Raw genomic sequence first — 21915 nt, forward strand, 5'->3', positions numbered from 1 at the left:
TAGTAACCTTTTTATTCGACATATTTTACGCTTCCGCACGCAGCACCTCCAGCGGTGGGCGTACCAGTACCCCACGGCTGTTGAACAGACCGATGAGAATGGTTAAGCCGGTAACTACGCCGATAACCGCCAGCAGCGGAGCAAAGTTGGGCATAAACGGTATTTCAAAAACGAAATACGCCAGCCCCCAACTCGCGAACAGCGACAGCACAATCCCTGAAAAAGCCGCGATCAGCCCCAGAAATAAGTATTCGATGAGCGTAATGAGCAAAATCTGACGGCGGTTAGCGCCCAGTGTTCTCAGCAACACACTTTCCTGAATCCGCTGGTATTTGCTGATAATCACCGAACTGCTCAAGACCAATAGACCCGTTATGATGCTGAATAAGGCCATAAACTGAATGACGAACGAGACTTTTTCCAGTACTTCGTCGATGGTTTGCAGAATCAGGCCGAGATCAATAGCCGATACGTTCGGATACCGGAGTACCAGATCGCGCTGGAACCGGGCGGATTGCTGCGTGTCGCCAACCCGCGTCAGCAGGACGTGAAACTGCGGAGCCTGTTCGAGCACACCGTTAGGAAACACGATCAGGAAATTGGTTTGAATACGGTTCCAGTCTACGTCACGGGTTCCGGCTACAATCGTCGGAATGAGCAGCCCCTGTACATTGAACGTCAGCGTATCGCCCAGCTTTAATTTTGTTCGTTCCAGATACCCTTTCTCCACTGAAATGTAAACGTTGCCGTCGGCCTGATACGGTGCTTTTCCGGCGGTTAGTTTTTCCGAACTGATCAGCGTATCGCGGTATGTCACCCGGTATTCGCGGGTCAGCGCCCAGTCGGGCACGTTGGCACTGGTGTCTTTCTGAATAGCATCCACGGTTCGCCCGTTGATTTCGGCCAGCCGCATCGTTACCACCGGAACAGTTTGCAGAACCGGCAGCCGGTGTTGCTGGGCCAGTTGCTGAACGCCCGCTTTCTGCTCATTCTGAATATCGAACAAGACCATGTTGGCCTGATTACCGCTGGCCGAAAGCTGCACCCGACTCAGTAATAACGTTTGCGTCAAGTATAGCGTCGCAATCAGAAAGGCGCCCAAACCAATCGAAATAACCAGAATAAGCGTCTGATTCTGCGGACGGTACAGATTGGCCAGACTCTGCCGCCAGATGTAGCTCCACGAAACCGGGAAAAACCGCCGGACCAGCACCATCAGCAACTGGCCCATCGCGGTTAAAACACCGAAGGCAAACGCCAGCCCCGCCGTGAAACCAAGCGCTGTTTTCCAGTCCCGAATCTGCCAGTAGGCAAAACCGAATATGGAAACCGCAATGACCAGATAGACCGCCCACTGAAGCGGATCACGGCCCGTCACGTCATCGTCGTAGGAGCTGCGGAGGGTGCGAAGCGGAGCAATTTTCCGAATGACCAGCAACGGCAGCAACGCAAACAGAATGGCAATGACCAAACCTGCGCCGATGCCCTGCGCCACGGCTTTCCACGAAACCGTCGTCACCACTTCGACCGGTAAGAAACTGCCGAAAACTGCGGGCAAGACTAACTGCAAAACCGTCCCCAGGGCGGCCCCGATCAGGGCGCCGATAAAGCCCATCAGCGACGTCTGAATGAGGTAAATCAGAAACGCCTGCTGACCGCTGGCACCCAGACACCGCAACACCGCCACCGAAGCAATTTTCTCTTTCACGTACAGATGGACCGCGCTGGCCACGCCCACGCAGCCCAGCAGCAGGGCCACAAACGCAACCAGATTCAGAAACTTGGTCAGGTCAGCGAAAGCGCGGCCAGTTTGCTGCTTGCGTTCCGTGACTGTATCCGAGTTGATGCCTAACTTGTCGAGTCGGGGCGAAATATTTTTGACGTATTTATCCACGTCCGTTCCGGGTTCAAACTGGTAGTAGGAGCGGTATGTCACCCGGCTGCCGCGTTCTAGCAAACCCGTTTCCGCCAGAAAAACGCGCGGAATAAAAACCGTCGGCGCTACGGTGGTACTCACCGCTGTCTGACCCGGAATTTTCATGACCCGACCGGCCACGTAAAACATCAGTTTGCCAACTTTTACCGAATCACCGGGTCGGGCGTTCAGCTGCACCAGCAGCGCATCATCCACCAGCGCAATGCGCTGACGGTTTTCATTTGCTTTCCGGAACTGTGCCACGGCCTGGGTTGGCTGGGTTTCCCAGTCGCCGTAATACGGGAATTTCCCCTGTAGGGCTTTCACCTGCGCCAGCCGGACCCCGCCCGAGCGCGGAAACATCACCATCGACGGAAACGCCACTTCCTGGCTGCGTTCCGGACTGATGCCCGCCAAAAACGCTTCCGTTTTTTTGCTGATTTCTTTGTTGGTGGTCAGCACCAGATCGGCACCGATCAGCTCGCGGGCCTGCTCATCGACGCTCCGCGACAGGTTATCGCCGAACGAATTGATAGCAACCAGAGCCGCAATGCCCAGCACAATGGCCGACATAAACAGAAAAAGCCGTTTCCGGCTCCGGCGGCTATCGCGCCACGCCATTTTCCACAGCCACGAATCGAAAATCGATGCGGCTTGCGGTTTTAGTTGGGGAAGTTCACGGTCCATTAGTTGGTAATGATGCGGTTTTCGGTGAGGGTGTCCGAAACCAGATTTCCGCCTTTGATGCGAATGATGCGTTGTGTTCGGGCGGCCAGTTCAAGGTCGTGCGTCACCAGCACGAGGGTGGTTCCGGCTTCGCGGTTCAGTTCAAAAATCAGATCAACAACGGTGGCGCTGGTGTCGGCATCCAGGTTTCCGGTGGGTTCGTCGGCAAACAGGATTTTGGGCCGGTTGGCAAAGGCCCGCGCCAGCGAAACCCGTTGCTGCTCCCCACCCGAAAGCTGTGTTGGGTAGTGGTGCCCGCGTTGCCCCAAACCGACGCGCTCCAGCAACTCCTGCGCGGTTTTTTCCACGCGCCTTTCACCCCGCAACTCCAGCGGTACCATCACATTTTCCAGGGCCGTCAGGGTAGGCAGCAACTGGAAATTCTGAAAAATAAAACCGACGTATTGGTTCCGGACAGCCGCCCGCTGGTCTTCGCTGAGCGTGTCCAGTTTGATGTTATTGAGGTAAATACTGCCCGACGAGGCCCGGTCCAGCCCGGCACACAGGCCCAGCAGCGTGGTTTTGCCGCTTCCCGACGGTCCCACGATGGAAAATGTATCACCGGCCTGGATATCAAAACTGACGGAATTTAAAACGGTTAGGGTACGACCTGCGCTCTGGTAGGTTTTCGTCAGGTTCTCAGCACGCAAAATGCTCATAAGTGAATAGCTTAACGGAATAAGTAGATAACCAATTCGTTGTCATTTTATTCACCACGACGAACGGTTTATTTGATAAAGGGCCAGAAATGGGGCTAAATGGATAAAATACCGTTATTTTTGTTTGAAACAGACTTTATTACGAGTATAAAAATTGGGTAATCAATGAATTTACTTAAAAATAAGTTGTCTCACAAGGTTTTGCTGGGCGCATGGCTGCTGGTGAGTAGTATGGCGGGGTGTAACTCCAAAACGGAAACCAATCAGGCGCAGGAAGAAAAACCGGAGGCAACAGCCAGTCAATCGGAAAAACCGGCCAGTGAGAAGAAAAAGACCATTTTGTTCTTCGGCAACAGCCTGACGGCGGGCTACGGTCTGGACCCCGCCGAGGCATTTCCGGCGCTGGTTGGTGAGAAAGCCAAAGCTGCGGGTTATGATTATCAGGTGGTGAATGCGGGGTCGAGCGGGGAGACAACGGCGGGGGGCAAAAGCCGGATTAGCTGGGTGCTGCGCAAACCCGTTGACGTATTTGTGCTCGAACTCGGCGGAAACGACGGTCTGCGCGGAATTCCCATCAAGGATTCACAAAAGAACCTGCAAGCCATTATTGATACCGTCCGGCAGAAAAGTCCGCAGGCACAGATTGTGCTGGCCGGTATGCAGATTCCGCCAAACCTCGGTCCCGACTACTCGGAGCAGTTTAAGACGATGTACACTGATCTGGCCGATAAAAACAAGCTTACCCTGATTCCTTTTCTGCTTGAAAACGTGGGCGGCATCCGGAAACTTAACCAGCCCGACGGTATTCATCCCACCGCAGAAGGTCACAAAATTGTAGCCGAAAACGTCTGGAAAGTGCTGGAACCGGTCCTTCAGAAACAACAGCTTTAAGTCGTAATTCGTAATCCTGAAACTCGCCTAACCCGTGCGTAAACTTCTGAATAATTTAACCTTCCGCGTACTTGTCGCTATTACGCTCGGTATTATCGTTGGTCATTTTTCTCCGGCAACGGCGGCTAAGCTCAAACCGCTCGGCGACCTGTTTATCAACCTGATCAAGATGGTGATCGCACCCATTATTTTCCTGACCATTGTGTTGGGAATCAGTAATATGGGTGATTTGAAAAAAGTAGGCCGGGTAGGGGGGAAGGCGCTGCTGTACTTTGAAATTGTAACGACGCTGGCCTTGGTTATCGGAATTGTGATTGCCAATGTTATCAAGCCCGGCGAGGGCGTGCAGACGGGGGCTGTGCAGGGCGGGGATGTGTCGGCGTATACTTCCCAGGGTAAAGAGATGGATTGGGTCAAGTTCTTTCTGCATATCGTGCCCGACAACGCCATCCGGTCTTTTGCCGAGGGCGAAATCCTGCAAGTGCTGGTGTTTTCGGTCCTGTTTGGCATCGGCCTGACGCGCATGGGCGACCGGGGCCATTCGCTCATTCAGACGTTCGAGAAGCTGTCGCGGGTATTTTTCAACATCCTGAACGTGGTCATGGTTCTGGCTCCGCTGGGTGCTTTTGGCGGTATGGCCTTCACGATTGGTAAATACGGATTGGCTACCCTTTTTCCGCTGGCGAAACTGATGGGAACGGTTTACGCGACCATGTTTCTGTTCATTTTCGTGGTATTGAACCTGATTCTGCGGTATTACCGGATTAGTCTGTGGTCGGTTTTGAAATACATTAAGGAGGAGTTGCTGATTGTTCTCGGAACCTCGTCCTCCGAGTCGGCTCTGCCGCAGGTGATGGACAAGCTCGAAAGCATGGGCTGCTCGCGTTCGGTGGTGGGGCTGGTGATTCCGGCGGGTTATTCGTTTAACCTGGATGGCACCACCATCTACCTGTCGATGGCGACGATCTTTCTGGCGCAGGTGTTCAACATCGATCTGACGATAGGGCAGGAACTGACGATTATCGGTATTCTGATGATCACCTCCAAAGGAGCCGCGGGTGTGACGGGCAGCGGCTTTATTGTGCTGGCATCCACGCTGGCGGCTATTCACGTGATTCCGGTTGAGGGGCTGGCGCTGCTGCTGGGCGTGGATCGGTTTATGTCGGAAGCCCGTTCGATTACCAACATCATCGGCAATACCGTGGCGACGATTTTTATCGCCAATAACGAAAACGAGTTCGACCGGACCAAGATGCAGAAAGCGTTTGGGAAGGTAGAACGGGAAGAACTGACAAATTACAAATACTGACGATTGGCTAAAAAAGCCTTTGGTGGCGTTATAAAAAATGTATTTTTGTCGGCAGAGCCGTATGTAATATTGAGTTAGTACTATCAACGTCAGGAATGAGAGTTTCGGGAATTTGGGCTGGAATCATTGCCATTTTGATCATCGTCGGGTGCGATTCGAGTGAAGACAGAAAATTGAAGCGTTCGGCGAAGGCCATGTACAATTGTGCCGAAGGACAGAAGTTGACCGCTGCCGAAGAACAGGCCATCCGACAGGAAATTGGTGCCGACGAAAAGATCCGAAAAATCGACGCCATCATCCGGGGCAAAGTTCGGGCGGGTTTCAACGGCAATGTACTGATTGCGCAGAAGGGTGTTATCCTCTACAAAAATTCGTTTGGTCTGGCGCATCTCGAACGCTCTTCCCGCGATTCACTCAACGAAAATTCCAAGTTTCAACTGGCGTCGCTTTCCAAAACCTTCACGGCTGTTGCTACGCTAAAGCTCATCGAAGCCGGAAAACTGAGTCTGAAAGATACGGTTCAGAAGTTTTTTCCGGATTTTCCGTACCCCGGTATTTCCATTGAAAACCTGCTGTCGCACCGGAGCGGTCTGCCCAATTACGCCTATGCGTTTGAAGACAGTATGCGGACTAACTTTTACAAGTTCGAAAAACCGTATCCGACCAATGCCGAAATCATGCACTGGTTTGCCCATGTCCACCCGACGCCCCAGCGTTACAACGTACCGGGCCGTACGTTCAGCTACAGCAACACCAACTACTGCGTATTGGCGGCCATTATTGAGAAAATTACGGGAATGCCGTTCGATCAGTTTGCGAAAAAGAACATTTTCGAACCGCTGGGCATGAAAAATACGTGGGTGGCAACAACCCGCAACGACTCCATCAACCAATACCGTACGGCGGGCTACCAGTGGAACCGCCGGATTCCGAAAGATTATTACGATAATGTGGTGGGCGACAAAGGGATTTACTCCACCGTCGGCGATCTGTTCAGGTGGTACCGGGCGCTCAACGGCGACTGTCTGCTCCGGAAATCGCTGCTGGCCGAAGCCTTCCTGCCCCGGAGTTTCGAGCGAAAAGGCACCAAAAATTACGGCTACGGCTTCCGGATGTATGTCAACAACCAGAACCAGCCGGAATACATCTACCACACGGGTTGGTGGAAAGGGTACAACAGCCTGTTCTGGTTTAGCCCCAAAGACGACTTTGTGATCATTCTGCTTGGAAACCGTTACAACAAGTCAGTCTACCAGGTTAAGGAGTTACTCGAAGTGTTGCACGGTCATCCTTCCAACGCCGAACCGGAAGCCGAAACCGGTGAGGTGGACGTTTAGGTCAGGCCGTTTCCTGCTTCTCAATATCCAGATTGAAGTGCAGACCCCGGTTATCATGCCGGGCCATGGCGGCTTTAATCACCAGATAAGCTACTTCAATCATGTTCCGCAGTTCGCAAATCCGGCTCGACACCTTCGACTGGCGGTACAGTTCTTCGTGTTCGAGGTAAATCAGCTCCAGCCGGTCCAGCGCCCGCTTCATCCGGCGATTGGTACGGACGATGCCGACGTAATTCGACATAATCGACTCCAGTTCCCGCTGCATTTCCGTCACCAGCACCAGTTCTTCCGGGTGCGTCGTTCCGGCGTCATTCCATTCGGGCAGGTTGTCGGGAATGGCGGCTTTGTCAAAATTCTCAACGGTTTTCAAATACGCCCGGTGACCAAATACCACGGCTTCGAGCAACGAGTTGGAGGCCAGTCGGTTGGCGCCGTGTAAGCCGGTGCATGAACACTCTCCGGCGGCATACAGGAAATTGATGTTCGTCTGGCCATACTCGTTCACTTTGATGCCCCCACACATATAATGCTGCGCCGGAACGACAGGAATGTAATCTTTCCGAACGTCGATACCGAGGTTGTCGCGGCAATAGGCGGTGATATTGGGGAAATGTTCCACAAACTTTTCAAAATCGAGGTGGGTCACGTCCAGATACACGTGCGGATCGCCGGATTTCTTCATCTCGGAGTCGATAGCGCGGGCCACAATGTCGCGCGGAGCCAGCGACAGGCGGGTGTCGTAATTCTCCATGAACGTTTCGCCCTTCATGTTTTTCAGGATACCGCCAAAACCACGCACGGCTTCTGAAATCAGGAAACTCGGTTTTTTACCCGGTTCGTATAAGGCCGTTGGGTGGAACTGGATGAATTCCATGTCCTTGCAGACCGACTTGGCGCGGTAGGCCATCGCAATCCCGTCGCCGGTGGCAATGGTCGGGTTGGTGGTGCTCTGGTAGACGTTGCCGATGCCGCCTGTCGCCAGCAGCGTGGTTTTTGCGAGAAACTTCTCAACGCGGCCAGTTTGCGTGTCCAGTACATAAGCACCGAAGCAGCGGTTGTCGGTATCGTACCGGTGGACGGTTTCGCCCAGGTGGTGGCGCGTAAGCAGGTCGACGGCGTAGTAATGCGTGAAAATCTGGATGGATGGCAGTGACTGCGCTTTTTCGAGCAGGGCCCGCTCAATTTCGGCCCCCGTAATGTCCTTGAAATGCAGAATCCGGTGGTCGGAGTGGCCGCCTTCTTTTGCCAGATCGTAGGCGCCGTCGTCTTCCTTATCGAAGCGGGTTCCGTAGTCGATCAGTTCGCGGATTCGCTCGGGAGCTTCCCGCACCACAATTTCGACGACTTCGCGGTTGCTCAGGAAGTCGCCCGCAATCATGGTATCCTCAATGTGTTTCTCAAATGAATCTTCCTCGGCCCACACGGCAGCGATGCCGCCCTGTGCGTACTTGGTATTGGTTTCGTCGGCCCGGACTTTGGTAATAACCGCAATACGAACAGGTCGATTCTGAGCTTCAAAATGAATTGCCAGTTTGGTGGCGTAACTCAGTCCAGCGATGCCGGAACCGATCACGAGGAAATCAAAATGTTGGGGCATAGGGGGTAAGGAGTGGTTACTTCTACAGTGCTAAAATCAAGGCACATTACTCTGGAAAGCAAGTACCCAACAAATTAAGTAATGCAATTGTGTTTGTGGCAAAAGTCAAAAGCTGGAGACTGTTGCAACAATTACTGATGTATGGAGGTCGTATTGCCTCAATTCCAGAGTTGATTTGCAGCGGTCAGGATAATTGGTTCCTTATCGGTCACGACGATGGTGTGTTCATGCTGCACCGCAAAACTGTCTCTGGCAATCAAGGTCCACCCATCTCCTTTGTCCTGCGCATAGGAGGCTTTCGTGGATAAAAAGGTTTCGATAGCCACTACCGAGTGCTTCCGGAAACGCTTTTTATTGGACGCATCATAATAGCATAAAATCTCAAGCGGTTCTTCGTGCAGGCGACGACCAATACCGTGTCCGGCCAGATTCTTGATGACCCGATAACCCGATTGGCGGGCTTCGGTTTCAATCAGGCGCCCAATCTCGGCGAGTTGTACCCCACCCCGGATGTGGCTGATGGCTTTGGCCAGAATGCGCTTCGAGGCTTCGACCAGGGCGCTATGCTGATGAATATCCCGCCCAAGAACGAAAGACCCGCCGTTGTCGGACCAATACCCGTTTAACTCGGCGGATACATCGATATTGACCAAATCCCCTTCTTTGAGAATCCGTTTGGCAGAAGGAATACCGTGACAGACTTCATCGTTCAGGCTGATGCAGGTCCAGCCCGGAAAACGATAGGTGAGTTTAGGGGCCGATCGGGCACCGTGCTGTTGCAGAAGCTGTTTCCCGTATTGATCCAATTCAAGCGTCGACATTCCGGGTTTGGCATATTGTTGCATGAGTCTGAGCGTTGAGCCAACGATCTGGCTGATCTGCTGCATCCCTATCAAATCTTCCTCTGATTTCAATGACATAACTTTGGCGATTTGTTTTATATGCACAATCCGGTAAATCTAACAGAAAAGTCCAGATTGCGGAATGAAGAAAAGAGCCTCAAAGCTCTCGTTAATGAGGCTCTTATACGGTCATATTTACAGCCCTTTACTCATTTCCAGCATCCGCAAAACCGACGCTTCGGCTTTCACCCGCACGTCTTCTGGTACGTTGATCTCCGGTTTTTCGTAATACAGCGTGTTGTACAGCTTTTCGAGCGTATTCATTTTCATGTACGGACATTCCGAACAGGCACAGGTGTTGTTTTCGCTGGCCGGGGCCGGAATGATTTTTTTGTTCGGAACGGCCTGCTTCATCTTGTGCAGAATCCCGGCTTCCGTACCCACGATAAACACCTCATCGGGCTGATCGACCACGTATTTCAGCAAAGCCGTCGTCGAACCCACAAAGTCAGCCTGGCTCAGAATGTGTTCCTGGCACTCGGGGTGGGCGATAAACTTGGCGCCCGGGTACTTCTGCCGCAAAACCGTCAGTTTTTCCTGCGAAATGTCAATATGAACAATGCAGGCGCCATCCCATAAGACCATATCCCGGCCGGTTTTTTTCGCCACAAACCGTCCGAGGTTCGCATCCGGTGCGAAGATAATCTTCTGATCTTTCGGCAGACTCTCGACAATCTTGACGGCATTGGACGAGGTACAGATAATATCCGACAGCGCCTTGATTTCCGCCGAGCAGTTGATGTAACTGATGACGATATGATCCGGGTATTTAGCCTTGAAAGCCGCAAACTCATCTGCCGGTGCCGAATCCGCCAGCGAACAACCCGCATTCAGGTCCGGAATAACGACTTTTTTGTCGGGCGACAGGATTTTAGCGGTTTCGCCCATGAAGTGGACTCCGCAGAACACAATCATCTCGGCGTCGGTGGCGGCTGCCTGCTGCGACAAACCCAGGCTGTCGCCAATGTAATCGGCCAGATCCTGAATGTCGCTGTCGACGTAATAGTGGGCCAGAATCACGGCGTTTTTCTCTTTTTTCATCCGCCGGATTTCGTCCATCAAAACCTGTTTATCTTTCGGCGTCGAGCGGCTGATGTAGCCAATTTGCCGAATTTCTTCATCTAACGTAAGTGGAATCGTTGCCATAGTGAGTAAACAAAAACAAACGCTAAAAAACTCTGATAAACTCCGGTTTTCTCTGATAAACTCTGTGTAACAGCCTAAATTTATTACACAGAGCTGATCAGAGAATATCAGAGGTGATCAGAGCCGTTAATATGCTTTCAAGCTCATGTCGAGGCTCTTGACCTGGTGGGTCAGGGCGCCGGACGAAATGTAATCGACGCCGGTTTCGGCATAGGCCCGCAGGTTCGTATCGTTGATGCCGCCTGAGGCTTCCGTGATAATCCGTCCGTCGATGAGTTCAACCATCCTTTTTAGTTCTTCGGGTTCGAAGTTATCCAGCAGCATGCGGTCGACGTGTCCCAGCCGGAGTACGTCCTCAACTTCCTGCTGATTCCGGACCTCCACCTCAATCGGTAACGACCGTCCGGTGGTTTTCAGGTAGTCAACGGCTTTGGTTATGGCGGCTTCAATCCCACCCGCGTAGTCGATGTGGTTATCTTTAATCAGGATCATATCGAACAAGCCAAACCGGTGGTTGACGGCCCCGCCAATTTTAACCGCCATTTTTTCGCAAACCCGGAAATTGGGCGTTGTTTTGCGTGTATCTAGCAGTTTGGCTTTGGTGCCTTCCAGCAGGCTTACCATCGTCCGGGTGTGCGTGGCAATCCCGCTCATGCGCTGCATGCAGTTCAGCACGAGCCGCTCAGCTTTCAGAATCGACTGCGCCCGGCCGTTCACCGTCAGTACGATGTCGCCGTAGTGAATGGCCGAGCCATCCTGGATATTGACGTGGACCTCCAGTTCCGGATCCACTTCCTGAAAAATCGCCTGGGCCACTTCGACACCCGCCAGAATACCGTCTTGCTTCACCAGCAGCCGGGCTCGTCGTTTGGCGTCGGCGGGAATTGTCGAGAGGGAGGTATGATCGCCATCGCCGACATCTTCGGCTAGGGCGGTTTGAATAAATTCCTGTAATGTCATTGTCTACTTATTTCGCGAAAGTTAATGGACTTCTTGAAAAATGCCCGCAAAAAACCCATTTGCTTTCTTGCGGAAATATTGCGAAATTTGTTGCCCTCGTTCCGTCGAGCCCATTATAAACGTTCATGAAGCAACAACAGCGTAAGGACTTTATTCGTTTGATGAGCCTGTTTCTGACCGGGTTGCTCCTGTTGGTGGCGTCGGGCGGTCCTTCCTGGCTGTCTGTTGAACAACTGTCGGAAAAGCAAACTGTTCAGGCGCCGAAAAACGAAAAAAAGGCGGGCGACACCAAGGAGGCAACGGTTCAGGCTACGTCGTTTGATGCCGTCGTTACACCTGCCCATACGTTTGGCTTCTCGCAGACGGTTTATCTGCTGCCTCCACCCGTGCTGTTTTTTGAACTCAAGCAGACGGTTATTCCACGTTTCTTCGAGATACCGTATTTCTATTTTTCATTCCTCTGCTACGTTTTTGGGCATCATATTGCCATTAATGCACCCTGATTTTTTGTTTCAGAAGGGAGACGTTAGACTAGAGAACAAAGAAACCGCCCTATAGCAAGGCTCCGTGCTCGTCTACTCGTTATACCTTTCTATTTTTTCAATTGTCTTATCTGTTTCCTCTATTATCTAATTAGCTAAAGTCTAATGCAAAACCGAGTCGGAATACTTATTCTGACGGGTGTAATTGCGCTTTTATGCGTTTACTACCTGTCGTTTACGTTCGTGTCGAACAGCATCAAGCAAGACGCGACAAACTACGCTACCCTGGCAAACGGGACCGTAGATCTGGACAAAAAACAGCACTACATGGATTCGCTCTGGAAAGAGCCGGTCTATCTGGGCAATACCCTGGAGGAAGTAACTACCCGCGAGTTAGGGCTGGGTCTGGACTTACAGGGTGGTATGCACGTTGTGCTGGAAGTTTCGCCCGCTGAAATTCTGCGGGGGCTGGCAGGCGGTACGCGTGACCCCAAGTTTGAGCAGGCCCTGAAACAGGCGGTTGAAGCCCAGAAGTCAAGCCAGTCGAGCTTTGTGGATCTCTTCATCAACGCTTACAAAGACATTGCCCCCAATACGAAGCTGGCAACGATTTTTGCCAATAGCGCCAACCGCGGAAAAATCAACTTCCAGTCGTCAGACGCCGATGTTCGCAAGCTGATTAACGAGGAAGTAGACGGTTCTATCAGCCGGGCGTTCCAGATCATTCAGGCACGGGTTGATAAGTTTGGGGTAGCCAACCCTAACATTCAGCGGTTGCCGGGCTCAGGCCGGATTCTGATCGAATTGCCGGGTATCGACAACCCCGAGCGCGTTCGCCGACTGCTGTCGGGGGCGGCCAAGCTGGAGTTTGCCGAAGTGTATACGTTGAATGAAGTGGCGGGTGGTCTGGATCAACTGGGCGCGTATCTGGTGCAACTGGAGGCCGAACGCAAACAGGCGGCCACCCAAAAGGCGGCAACTGCCACGACCGACACCACCAAGAAGGATAACTCACTGGCGGCTCAGTTAGCGCAGAAAAACCAGGCGGCTAAAGGCGATTCAGCCAAAAACGACACCTCAGCTACGGCGGCTCAGAATGCCGCGCTGACCAGTCTTTTTGTGCCCATGTCGCAGAACCAACTGGGCGTTTACCTGAAAGATACGGCCCGTGCCAACGACATTCTGAGTCGTCCGGAGGTGAAAGCCCTGTTCCCGGCTGATGCGATGATGCTGTGGGATCGTAAAGCCGTTGCCACCAACGATAACAAAGAAATTCTGGCCTTGTATTTCATCCGCAAGCCAGCCGGTAAAGCACCTCTGGAAGGTGATGTAATTGTGGATGCGACCAACGACTACGACGACCGGGGCCGTCCGGAAGTAACGATGCGTATGAACGCTGACGGAGCCCGCAAATGGCGGACGCTGACGGCGGCTAACATCAACCGCCCGGTTGCTATCATTCTGGACAACCTAGTGTATACGGCTCCAACGGTTCAGAACGAAATTCCGAACGGTAGCTCCAGCATCTCGGGTAACTTTACCGTTGATGAAACCAAGGACATGGCGAACATCCTGAAAGCCGGTAAACTGCCTGCGCCGACCAACATTGTGGAAGAGGCCGTAGTGGGTGCAACGCTGGGTTCTGAAGCCGTTTCGGCCGGGGTAATCTCGTCAGTGGTTGGGTTGATCATCGTACTGGTTTTTGTGGTAGCCTACTACGGTCGGGCGGGTTTCATTGCCGATCTGGCTTTGTTTGTCAACCTGTTCTTCCTGCTGGGCATCATGGCTTCGCTGGGTGCGGTATTGACCATGCCGGGTATTGCCGGTATCGTATTGACGATCGGTATGGCCGTTGATGCCAACGTGTTGATTTTTGAGCGGATCAAGGAAGAACTGGCGCTGGGTAAACCATTTAAACAGGCCATTGCCGACGGTTTCAAGAATGCCTACTCGTCCATCATCGACTCCAACGTAACGACCTTGCTGACCGGGGTAATCCTGTTTATTTTCGGAACCGGTCTGATTCTCGGTTTTGCCACGACGCTGGTAATCGGTATTCTGACCTCGCTGTTTGCCGCCATCTTCATCACCCGGATCATTCTGGAGCAGTATGTGAAAGACGGCAAAACGCTGGCGTTCGGTACCAACTGGTCAAAAAATCTCTTCAAGGATTCGGCTTTCGACTTTGTATCGCGTCGGAAACTGTATTATACCATTTCATCGGTTGTCATTGCGCTGGGTATCCTTTCCGTTGTTTTCAAAGGTTTTGGTCTGGGTGTTGACTTCAAAGGGGGCCGTTCATACGTTGTTCGCTTCGAGAAAAGCGTGGGCACCGAAGATGTCCGGAGCGCATTGGAAAACGAACTGCCGGGTTCACTCGAAGTGAAAACCTACGGCGGTACGGGTGTTGGCGGTAATCAGGTTCGGGTAACGACCAGCTACCTGGCCGATGCAACGACGCCAGAATCGGACAAAGAAGCGGAAGCGAAACTGCTGGCCGGTATTGCCAAAATTCAGGGCAACAAAGGAAGCATTGAAAGCTCCCAGAAAGTCGGTCCGGCTATCGCCAATGACTTGATTTACTCGGCACTCTGGTCGATTCTGCTGGCTGTAGCCGTGGTATTCTGTTACATTCTGATCCGGTTCAAGAAGCTGGCGTTCGGTTATGGTGCGGTGGTGGCCCTGTTCCACGACGTTCTGATCATTCTGGCTATTTTCTCAATCGGTAACGGTTTTCTGCCGTTCTCGCTGGATATCGACCAGGCTTTTGTCGGTGCCTTGCTAACCATCATGGGTTATTCAATGAACGATACCGTCGTGGTTTTCGACCGTGTTCGGGAATACCTGCGTGATACAAAAGGGCGGAAAGAAAGCATTTCTGTCATTATTAACAACGCCTTGAACAGTACGCTGAGCCGGACCGCCGTGACGGGTCTTTCGACCATGCTCGTTCTGATTGTCCTGTTCATCTTCGGGGGCGAAACCATCCGCGGTTTCTCGTTCGCGATGTTGATTGGGGTTATTGTAGGGACGTATTCATCCCTGTTCGTGGCCACTCCGATTGTGGTTGATGCGTTGAGCAAAGACCAACTGAATGACACGCCGACGACGCCGGATATTGCGGCAAAAACCACAAAAACGGCGCGTGCATAATTCTTATCTGTAGCGAAAAAGCTGGACTGGAAGGTTCAGCTTTTTCGTTTTTCTGCGAATTATTTTGTAGCATTACTGATATATTCGCCAATTTATATTTCGTCAACATTTATATTAGTCCCTAAACGTTCTTTCCTGCATGGAAACGAAAACCCCTGTCAATGACCGGAGTGTCTGGCGCAAAAAGCCAATGTACCTGTTCGAACAGGACATTCAAAAAAGTGAATTAAAGCGAGTTCTGGGTAAGTGGAGCTTAACTGCAATTGGAATCGGCGCCATCATCGGGGGCGGGATTTTTGTATTAACCGGAACGGCCGCCCACTACCACGCTGGTCCGGCACTGGCCTTGTCTTTTATTGTTGCCGGAATTGGCTGTATTTTCGCGGCTCTCTGTTACGGTGAATTTGCTTCTATGTTGCCTGTCGAGGGTTCTGCCTATGCGTATGCGTACGGAACCATTGGCGAATTGTTTGCCTGGGCGATTGGCTGGGGTCTGATTCTGGAATATGCCATGGGGGCCATGACGGTTGCCGTTAGCTGGTCGGGGTATTTTAATAAACTGATTCACCTCTTTGGGATTGAGATTCCCTTTTGGTTGCGCAACGACCCGGTTTCAGCCGCGAACTATGCCGAGCTGAACGGTCTGGAGGCACCCGCATTTGCTATCAATCTGCCCGCTTTTCTGATCGTCTGGCTGGTTACTTACATCCTCATAAAAGGAATCAAGGAAGCGGCCAACACCAACAACATGATCGTGATTCTGAAAGTCGCTGCCGTTATTTTTGTCATTGTGGTTGGCGCTTTCTACATAATTCCCGAAAACTGGAAGCCGTTCATTCCCGAACCTACTACCATTCCGGGCGAAAACGGTCAGCCGCACGATGCCTACGGCTGGGGCGGGATACTGAGTGGCGCTTCGGCGATATTCTTTGCCTACATCGGTTTTGATGCTGTATCCACCCAGGCTGGTGAAGCTGTCAACCCGCGTAAAGACATGCCGTTTGCCATCATTACCTCGTTGCTGGTCTGTACCGTTTTGTATATTCTTGTTTCGCTGGTCCTGACCGGTATGATTAATTACCAGGATATTGTCGGTGATGCACTGAAGGCACCGGTAGCCTATGCCTTCGATAAAGCCGGACAGGGCTGGGCGGTATTTATCATTACGCTGGCAGCCACGGTGGGTCTGGTGTCGGTGATGCTGGTGATGATGCTGGGTCAAACCCGGGTTTTCCTGGGGATGGCTAAAGACGGTCTGCTGCCCGGTTTCTTCCGCGAAATTCACCCCAAGTTCAAAACCCCCTGGAAAAGTACGGTTCTGGTCGGAACAATTGTTTCCATTGTGGCGGCTTTTACGCCCATCAGTCTGCTGGGCGATATGACCAGCTTCGGAACCCTGTTCGCGTTTGCGATGGTTTGTCTGGCTGTCTGGATTCTGCGTCGTCGTGATCCGGATCGGGAGCGGCCGTTCAGAGCACCGGCTCTAAACATTATTGCCCCGTTGGGAATTATTGTTAATACCGTCTTGATTTTCAACCTGAGCGGACTCGCCCAGAAACTGGCCGTTGTCTGGCTGCTTTTGGGGATGATTGTTTATTTTGTCTACAGTCGGCGCAACAGCAAACTGAATGATCTATAGCAAAGCAATCGATTTTACTTGGTACAGAAAAGCCTCCCGTTCGTATACGGGGGGCTTTTCTGCTTATTCTATAGGCTACACGGTATTATTAACTTCCGACGAATGACACTGACCGACATACTAGGCTATGGAGCCGCCGTAGTAGCCGGTTTGGTAATCGGTCTGGCAGGCGGGGGAGGCTCCATTCTGACGGTACCGGTTTTTGTTTATTTGTTTCAAATTCCACCCGTACTGGCTACTTCGTACTCCCTGTTTGTGGTCGGGTCAACCTCGCTGGTGGGTTCGGTCGGGTACGCTTTAAAAAAAGAGATTGATTTTACCGTCACGGCGGCTTTTGCCATACCGTCGTTTCTGTCGGTGTTTCTGACCCGGCGGTTTCTGGTTCCGGCCATCCCCGATCCGTTGATTCAGATTGGTTCGTTACAATTGCCGAAAGACGAAGCTATTTTGTATTTTTTTGCCTTTGTTATGATTCTGGCAGCCCAGGCTATGATTCGTCAGCCTCATCTGGAAGAAGCCGGTTCTGGTAAACCTCGGCTGGGTTTGCTGGCCCTGGACGGGCTGGGAGTCGGGTTACTGACGGGAACTATCGGCGCCGGGGGCGGGTTTCTGATTGTGCCTATGCTGGTGGTGCTGGCGGGGTTACCCATTCGGCGGGCGGTGGCAACCTCAGTCCTGATTATAGCCGTCAATTCGTTCGTCGGCTTTTCGGGCGATCTGCACCGGAATGATCTGAATTGGCCGTTTCTACTGGAGTTTACGGCTTTCTCTATCGGCGGAATCCTGTTGGGCATCTACCTGGCCCGGTTCGTATCGCCGGTTTATCTAAAACGCGGGTTTGGTAGTCTGGTACTACTGGTTGCGGTCTATATGCTGGTCAAAGAAATTAGCAAATCATGATTGTTGAACAATTGTATACAGGGTGTCTGGCTCAGGGAGCCTACTACCTGGAAAGCGAAGGTGAAGCGGCTGTCATTGATCCCCTGCGGGACACCGATACCTATTTGAAAAAAGCCCGGCAAAACGGTGCTACAATTAAATACGTTTTCGAGACGCATTTTCACGCCGATTTCGTGTCGGGTCACCTGGATCTGGCCAAAAAAACCGGAGCAACTATTGTCTACGGCCCCAATTCACCCACCCGTTTCGAAGCCTATCACGCCAAAGACGGCGAGGTGTTTAAGCTGGGGAAGGTGACCATCAAAGTACTGCATACCCCCGGCCACACAACCGAATCCACTACGTATCTGCTGATGGATGAAAACGGAAAAAATCACGCCATTTTTACCGGCGATACGCTGTTCATCGGGGATGTGGGTCGCCCGGACCTGGCGATTAAAGGCGATTTGACGGAGGAGGATCTGGCCGGTATGCTGTACGACAGCCTGCATACGAAGATTATGCCGCTGGAAGATGACGTAATTGTGTATCCGGCTCACGGTGCCGGATCGGCTTGTGGGAAAAACATGAGCAAGGAAACCACCGATACGCTCGGCAATCAGAAGCGGTTTAATTACGCACTTCGGGCGCAGACGAAAGAAGAGTTTACCAAAGCCGTGCTCGACGGTCTGACCAAAGCACCTGCCTATTTTGCCGAGAATGCACGCCTGAATAAGGAAGGTTATGAAGCTATTGACGAGGTGATGGAGCGCGGAGACCGTGCCCTTTCGCCCGATGCGTTCGAAGCCGCCGTTAATGAAACCGGTGCCGTGGTGCTTGATGTACGCGAAGCGCAGGAATTTGCCAAAGGCTTTATTCCCAACGCAATCAATATCGGTTTGAAGGGCCAGTTTGCGCCCTGGGTGGGAGCCCTGATTCCGGATTTGAAACAGCCAATTGCCCTGGTGACGCCCGTTGGTCAGGAAGAAGAAACCGTTCGGCGGCTGGCCCGGGTCGGTTATGATCACAGCATTGGGTATCTCGACGGTGGTTTTGCTTCCTGGCAGCAAGCGGGTAAGGAAGTGGATGCGGTAGAGTCAATTTCCGCCGATCAATTTGTCCAGCAGTATACGCAGGGCCAGGTGGTGGATGTTCGCAAACCCGACGAGTTTGCCGCCGAACACGTTAAAGGAGCCGAAAACCTGCCACTGGACAATCTGAACGACCACATGGCAGAAGTAAGCAAAACCAGGCCGGTTTATGTGCATTGCGCGGGCGGCTACCGTTCGATGGTGGCAGCTTCAATTCTGAAAGCTCGTGGCTTTGATAACCTGATTAATGTGGAAGGGGGTATGGGGGCAATCAAAAAGACCGGTCAGGTACCTATCGTAAACGAAACACCTGCTCACGGATAAACGGGCGTTCGGAGTTTTATAAAGGAAGTCTCAAAAATAAAGCAGTCGCTGGCCGGGGCTGCTTTATTTTTTGAGTTCATTTAGCTCGTCGAGTTGGACGGTATTGAAGTGACGGTATACCTGTAAAATGATAGCGAGCGCAATGGCTGCTTCGGCGGCTGCCACAATCATGACAAACAGACTGAATAATTGCCCCTGTAGCCGTTCCGGATCGTTTTGACTAAATGCAATCAGGTTCAGATTGACGGCGTTCAGCATCAGTTCAACGCCCATTAACACCATAATCGCGTGGCGTTTCAGCAGTACAATGGCCAGGCCAATGCTGAACAGCGCGGCCCCGACAAGCAGGAATATTCCGGAATTGATTTCCATCTTCAACTCATTTTTTTCTTGACGAACTGGCAATTGTCGTGGCGCCAATCAGGGCTACCAGCAATAACACCCCCGCAATTTCGAACGGTATCAAGTATTCGGTCATCAGTTGCCGCCCTATGATATCAACGGTCGAGCGGTACGTCACATCGCCCTGATGAAGCAGCACGAAGTTTCCCCGCACCAAAGCCGTGTAAAGCACACTAAAAATACCGCCTGCCACCAGCAACGCCCACAACCAGCTTCGGTGTTGAGTCAGGATGTGATTAGGCTGTGTGTATTCCGTCGGTTTGGTCTGGTTTTTGTTTGTCAGCATGACGCCGAAAATGATCAGCACCAGCACCCCACCCACGTAGATCATAATTTGTGAAACGGCCAGAAAATCCGCACCCGCCAGCACAAACAGCCCGGCCACGCCCAGTAGTGTCAACAGCAGAAAAAATGCCGCATACAGCACGTTTTTCGTCAGCAAAACCATCAGCGCCGAGCCAAGCGTGAAAAGGATAAACAAATAAAAAACAATCTGAACCACGGCTTTAGTAGTAATTATGAGTCGCTTTTGGGCGGTGTTTTCGGTTTCATGCTGGGCCGGAACGCCGGACGCGGTTTGGGTGGCTCGGTTGGTGCCTGCTCGTCGGCCTCCTGTCCGTCGGCTTCCGGAACTTCGGGTTTTTCGGCAACGGGCTCAATCGGCTTCGGCGCGTCAGGGGGCGGAGTCGGCACCGTTTTGGGCCGCATGGTCGGGCGGAAGGCTGGCCTGGCCGCAACCGGTTGCTCTTCGTCTGCCGTAGGCTGGTCAGCAACCGGCGGCTCAACGGCTTTGGGCACTTCAGCCGGTTTTACTTCCTCACTGGCTACGGGCGGATTTTTGGGCCGCATGGTGGGCCGAAATGCGGGTTTGCCAACCGCTGGCCGGGCTTCTTCTCCCGCCGGTTGTTCCGGAACCGTAGGCGCACCTGCATTTGGCTTTTCGGCGTTGGACTCCGTTGGCGTAGCCGATTTGGGCCGCATGGTAGGCCGAAAACCGGGTCGCTCTGCAACGGGTTTGGACTCATCAACAATAGGCTGCTCTGACGGGGTTTCCGCCGTGGGCTTTGCTTCTTCCAACGGGGCTGGAGCGGGTTTGGGCCGTAGGGTGGGCCGAAACGCTGGTTTAGCCGGAACCGCTTTAGGTTCTTCCGCACCGGATTCATCGGCTTTCTTGGCGTCTATCGGCTTAACATCTTCCGGGGGCGGAGCGGTTTTCGGGCGAAGCGTGGGCCGGAATGCCGGGCGGGGAGCAGCCGGTTTTTCGAGTCCTTCCATCGCAATCTTTTCTGCTTCGTCGGGCGTTACATCCGTGAGTGGGTGCTCGGCCGCGGATCCGGCTGAATTCTGCTCCGTCAACGGTTTTTGCTCTTCCTGGGGCGGTTGCGTCGTCGGAGCTTTCAGCGTGGGCCGGAACACCGGACGCGGTTTTGGAGCCGGGGTGTCGGTTGCTGGGGCGGTTTCTGCCGCTTCGGGTTCCGTGTCCGGATCAACGGGTTTCGCAGCCGGTTTCATGCCGGGCCGGAAAACCGGCTTTTTCGGCGTATCTGATGCGGTGGCCGGAGCCGCTTTGGCGGCAGCCTGTTGCGCCTTGAGTTCTTCTTTTTCCCGCACAAACTGCTCGTACAGGGCCCGCTTCTCATCCGCTTGTTCGGGCGACAGGTTGGCGTAATGGTATGTCATGTTACCCAACTCGTACTCGCTGAAGTCGTACGTTTTGGTCATCGTCAGGCATTCGGTCGGGCAAACGGTGGTGCAAAGGCCGCAATAGCAGCACTTGGCCATATCAATATCGAACTTGCCCGCGTAGAGACGAATGGGCGAACCATCTGATGCCTTTCCAACTTCTTCGGTGGCCTTGATGGTATCAATCGTGATGCAGTCCACCGGACAAACTTTCGCGCATTTATCACAGACGATGCAGTCGTCTATTTCATTATGGAGCCGGTAGCGGCCGTTATCGGGCAGCGGAATGGTCTCAAACGGATATTGTAGCGTGACAATACCCGTATCCTGGCCGAAGTAGTCCGATTGCTGGACGTTAATCGGTTTGCGGCTTTGGCGGGCGTTCCAAATGTGCCGAAACGTGAGCTTGAGCCCCGTCAGCGTCGTTTGGATACCCTCCTGTATATCTTTAAAATATTGATTCATTTGTAACAAAAGTAATATCCTGCTTAAAAAATAAAGAGGAAAATAAGCGTAGAAAGTTTCTCAGTGCCAGAAAGTTTTCTGAGTCTCTATAAGTTACAGCTGCGGATTTATAAACGGAAAGATAAGCGGAAGGTATTAAAAACCAGCGAATCTTTGTTTTTAACCCATGAACAAGCGGATGCGTTCGTTCTCGTTTCGGAAGTGAGTACGTTCGATACGGCTGAATGCCATGAAGACGGCGGAGCCAGAAGCATCCAGACGGTTTTCCGGACGCTTCCGGTTAAAGACACGTAAACTGTAAACCGCCCGGCTTTGGGCAGGCGGTTTTTCGGAAGCGAAAAGATAAATACGGTGT

18 protein-coding genes are annotated in these 21915 nt (G+C 52.4%); 9 read left to right on the forward strand and 9 right to left on the reverse strand.

What is annotated here, in order from left to right; translation table 11 throughout:
* Positions 1-25 precede the first annotated feature (25 nt).
* Positions 26-2536 (reverse strand): ABC transporter permease, encoded by a 2511-nt coding sequence (locus LX87_RS01655; protein ID WP_111627439.1) that lies wholly within the window; start codon positions 2534-2536, stop codon positions 26-28.
* Positions 2537-2601: 65 nt separating this feature from the next.
* Positions 2602-3300: an ABC transporter ATP-binding protein gene (locus LX87_RS01660; protein WP_111626431.1), complete on the reverse strand. Its 699-nt coding sequence runs from the start codon at positions 3298-3300 to the stop codon at positions 2602-2604.
* Between the two features lie 165 nt (positions 3301-3465).
* On the opposite strand from LX87_RS01660, the gene LX87_RS01665 reads away from it, so the two are divergent.
* The 3 genes from LX87_RS01665 to LX87_RS01675 all read left to right on the forward strand — a co-directional run bounded on the left by LX87_RS01665 (position 3466) and on the right by LX87_RS01675 (position 6837).
* Positions 3466-4191, forward strand: a complete 726-nt coding sequence (locus LX87_RS01665; RefSeq protein ID WP_111626432.1) for an arylesterase — start codon at positions 3466-3468, stop codon at positions 4189-4191.
* A 34-nt stretch (positions 4192-4225) separates the two neighbouring features.
* Positions 4226-5500, forward strand: coding sequence for a dicarboxylate/amino acid:cation symporter (locus tag LX87_RS01670; RefSeq protein WP_111626433.1), 1275 nt, complete (start codon positions 4226-4228; stop codon positions 5498-5500).
* 95 nt (positions 5501-5595) lie between these two features.
* Positions 5596-6837, forward strand: coding sequence for a serine hydrolase domain-containing protein (locus LX87_RS01675; RefSeq protein ID WP_229310509.1), 1242 nt, complete (start codon positions 5596-5598; stop codon positions 6835-6837).
* 1 nt (position 6838) lies between these two features.
* Here LX87_RS01675 and nadB read toward each other — a convergent pair whose 3' ends face one another.
* The 4 genes from nadB to nadC form a co-directional block, all read right to left on the reverse strand.
* Positions 6839-8434, reverse strand: a complete 1596-nt coding sequence (gene nadB / locus LX87_RS01680) for an L-aspartate oxidase (protein WP_111626434.1) — start codon at positions 8432-8434, stop codon at positions 6839-6841.
* 158 nt (positions 8435-8592) lie between these two features.
* Positions 8593-9354, reverse strand: a complete 762-nt coding sequence (map, locus tag LX87_RS01685) for a type I methionyl aminopeptidase (RefSeq protein WP_111626435.1) — start codon at positions 9352-9354, stop codon at positions 8593-8595.
* 117 nt (positions 9355-9471) lie between these two features.
* Positions 9472-10395 carry a quinolinate synthase NadA gene (gene nadA, locus LX87_RS01690; protein ID WP_374755111.1) on the reverse strand — a complete coding sequence of 308 codons (924 nt, stop codon included), beginning with the start codon at positions 10393-10395 and terminating at the stop codon, positions 9472-9474.
* A 213-nt stretch (positions 10396-10608) separates the two neighbouring features.
* Positions 10609-11442, reverse strand: coding sequence for a carboxylating nicotinate-nucleotide diphosphorylase (gene nadC, locus LX87_RS01695; protein WP_111626437.1), 834 nt, complete (start codon positions 11440-11442; stop codon positions 10609-10611).
* A 125-nt stretch (positions 11443-11567) separates the two neighbouring features.
* Between nadC and LX87_RS01700 the strand changes: the two genes are divergently transcribed.
* From LX87_RS01700 to LX87_RS01720, 5 genes are all read left to right on the forward strand, one after another.
* Complete coding sequence (locus LX87_RS01700) at positions 11568-11945, forward strand: hypothetical protein (RefSeq protein ID WP_146624412.1); 378 nt, start codon at positions 11568-11570, stop codon at positions 11943-11945.
* A gap of 144 nt (positions 11946-12089) precedes the next feature.
* Positions 12090-15077 carry a protein translocase subunit SecDF gene (secDF, locus tag LX87_RS01705; protein WP_111626439.1) on the forward strand — a complete coding sequence of 996 codons (2988 nt, stop codon included), beginning with the start codon at positions 12090-12092 and terminating at the stop codon, positions 15075-15077.
* A 139-nt stretch (positions 15078-15216) separates the two neighbouring features.
* On the forward strand, positions 15217-16716 hold the full coding sequence (locus LX87_RS01710) for an APC family permease (RefSeq protein ID WP_111626440.1): 1500 nt from the start codon (positions 15217-15219) through the stop codon (positions 16714-16716).
* Positions 16717-16818: 102 nt separating this feature from the next.
* Complete coding sequence (locus LX87_RS01715) at positions 16819-17616, forward strand: sulfite exporter TauE/SafE family protein (RefSeq protein WP_111626441.1); 798 nt, start codon at positions 16819-16821, stop codon at positions 17614-17616.
* Positions 17613-19010 carry an MBL fold metallo-hydrolase gene (locus LX87_RS01720; protein ID WP_111626442.1) on the forward strand — a complete coding sequence of 466 codons (1398 nt, stop codon included), beginning with the start codon at positions 17613-17615 and terminating at the stop codon, positions 19008-19010. The genes LX87_RS01715 and LX87_RS01720 overlap by 4 nt, the downstream gene beginning before the upstream one ends.
* Before the next feature lie 63 nt (positions 19011-19073).
* On the opposite strand, the gene nuoK is transcribed toward LX87_RS01720, so the two are convergent.
* Genes nuoK through LX87_RS01735 form a run of 3 tightly spaced genes read right to left on the reverse strand, consistent with a single transcriptional unit; the run spans position 19074 to position 21560 of the window.
* A complete protein-coding gene (gene nuoK, locus LX87_RS01725) occupies positions 19074-19382 on the reverse strand; it encodes an NADH-quinone oxidoreductase subunit NuoK (RefSeq protein ID WP_111626443.1) in 309 nt (102 codons plus the stop codon).
* A 7-nt stretch (positions 19383-19389) separates the two neighbouring features.
* Positions 19390-19914 (reverse strand): NADH-quinone oxidoreductase subunit J family protein, encoded by a 525-nt coding sequence (locus tag LX87_RS01730; protein WP_111626444.1) that lies wholly within the window; start codon positions 19912-19914, stop codon positions 19390-19392.
* 14 nt (positions 19915-19928) lie between these two features.
* Positions 19929-21560 carry a 4Fe-4S dicluster domain-containing protein gene (locus LX87_RS01735; RefSeq protein ID WP_111626445.1) on the reverse strand — a complete coding sequence of 544 codons (1632 nt, stop codon included), beginning with the start codon at positions 21558-21560 and terminating at the stop codon, positions 19929-19931.
* Between the two features lie 153 nt (positions 21561-21713).
* Here LX87_RS01735 and LX87_RS28710 point away from each other — a divergent pair, with 153 nt between their 5' ends.
* Entirely contained in the window at positions 21714-21854 is a 141-nt protein-coding gene (locus LX87_RS28710) for a hypothetical protein (RefSeq protein WP_170139289.1), read from the forward strand.
* Positions 21855-21915 lie beyond the last annotated feature (61 nt).

Origin of the sequence: Larkinella arboricola, from assembly GCF_003259745.1 — a bacterium.
GTDB lineage: Bacteria > Bacteroidota > Bacteroidia > Cytophagales > Spirosomataceae > Larkinella > Larkinella arboricola.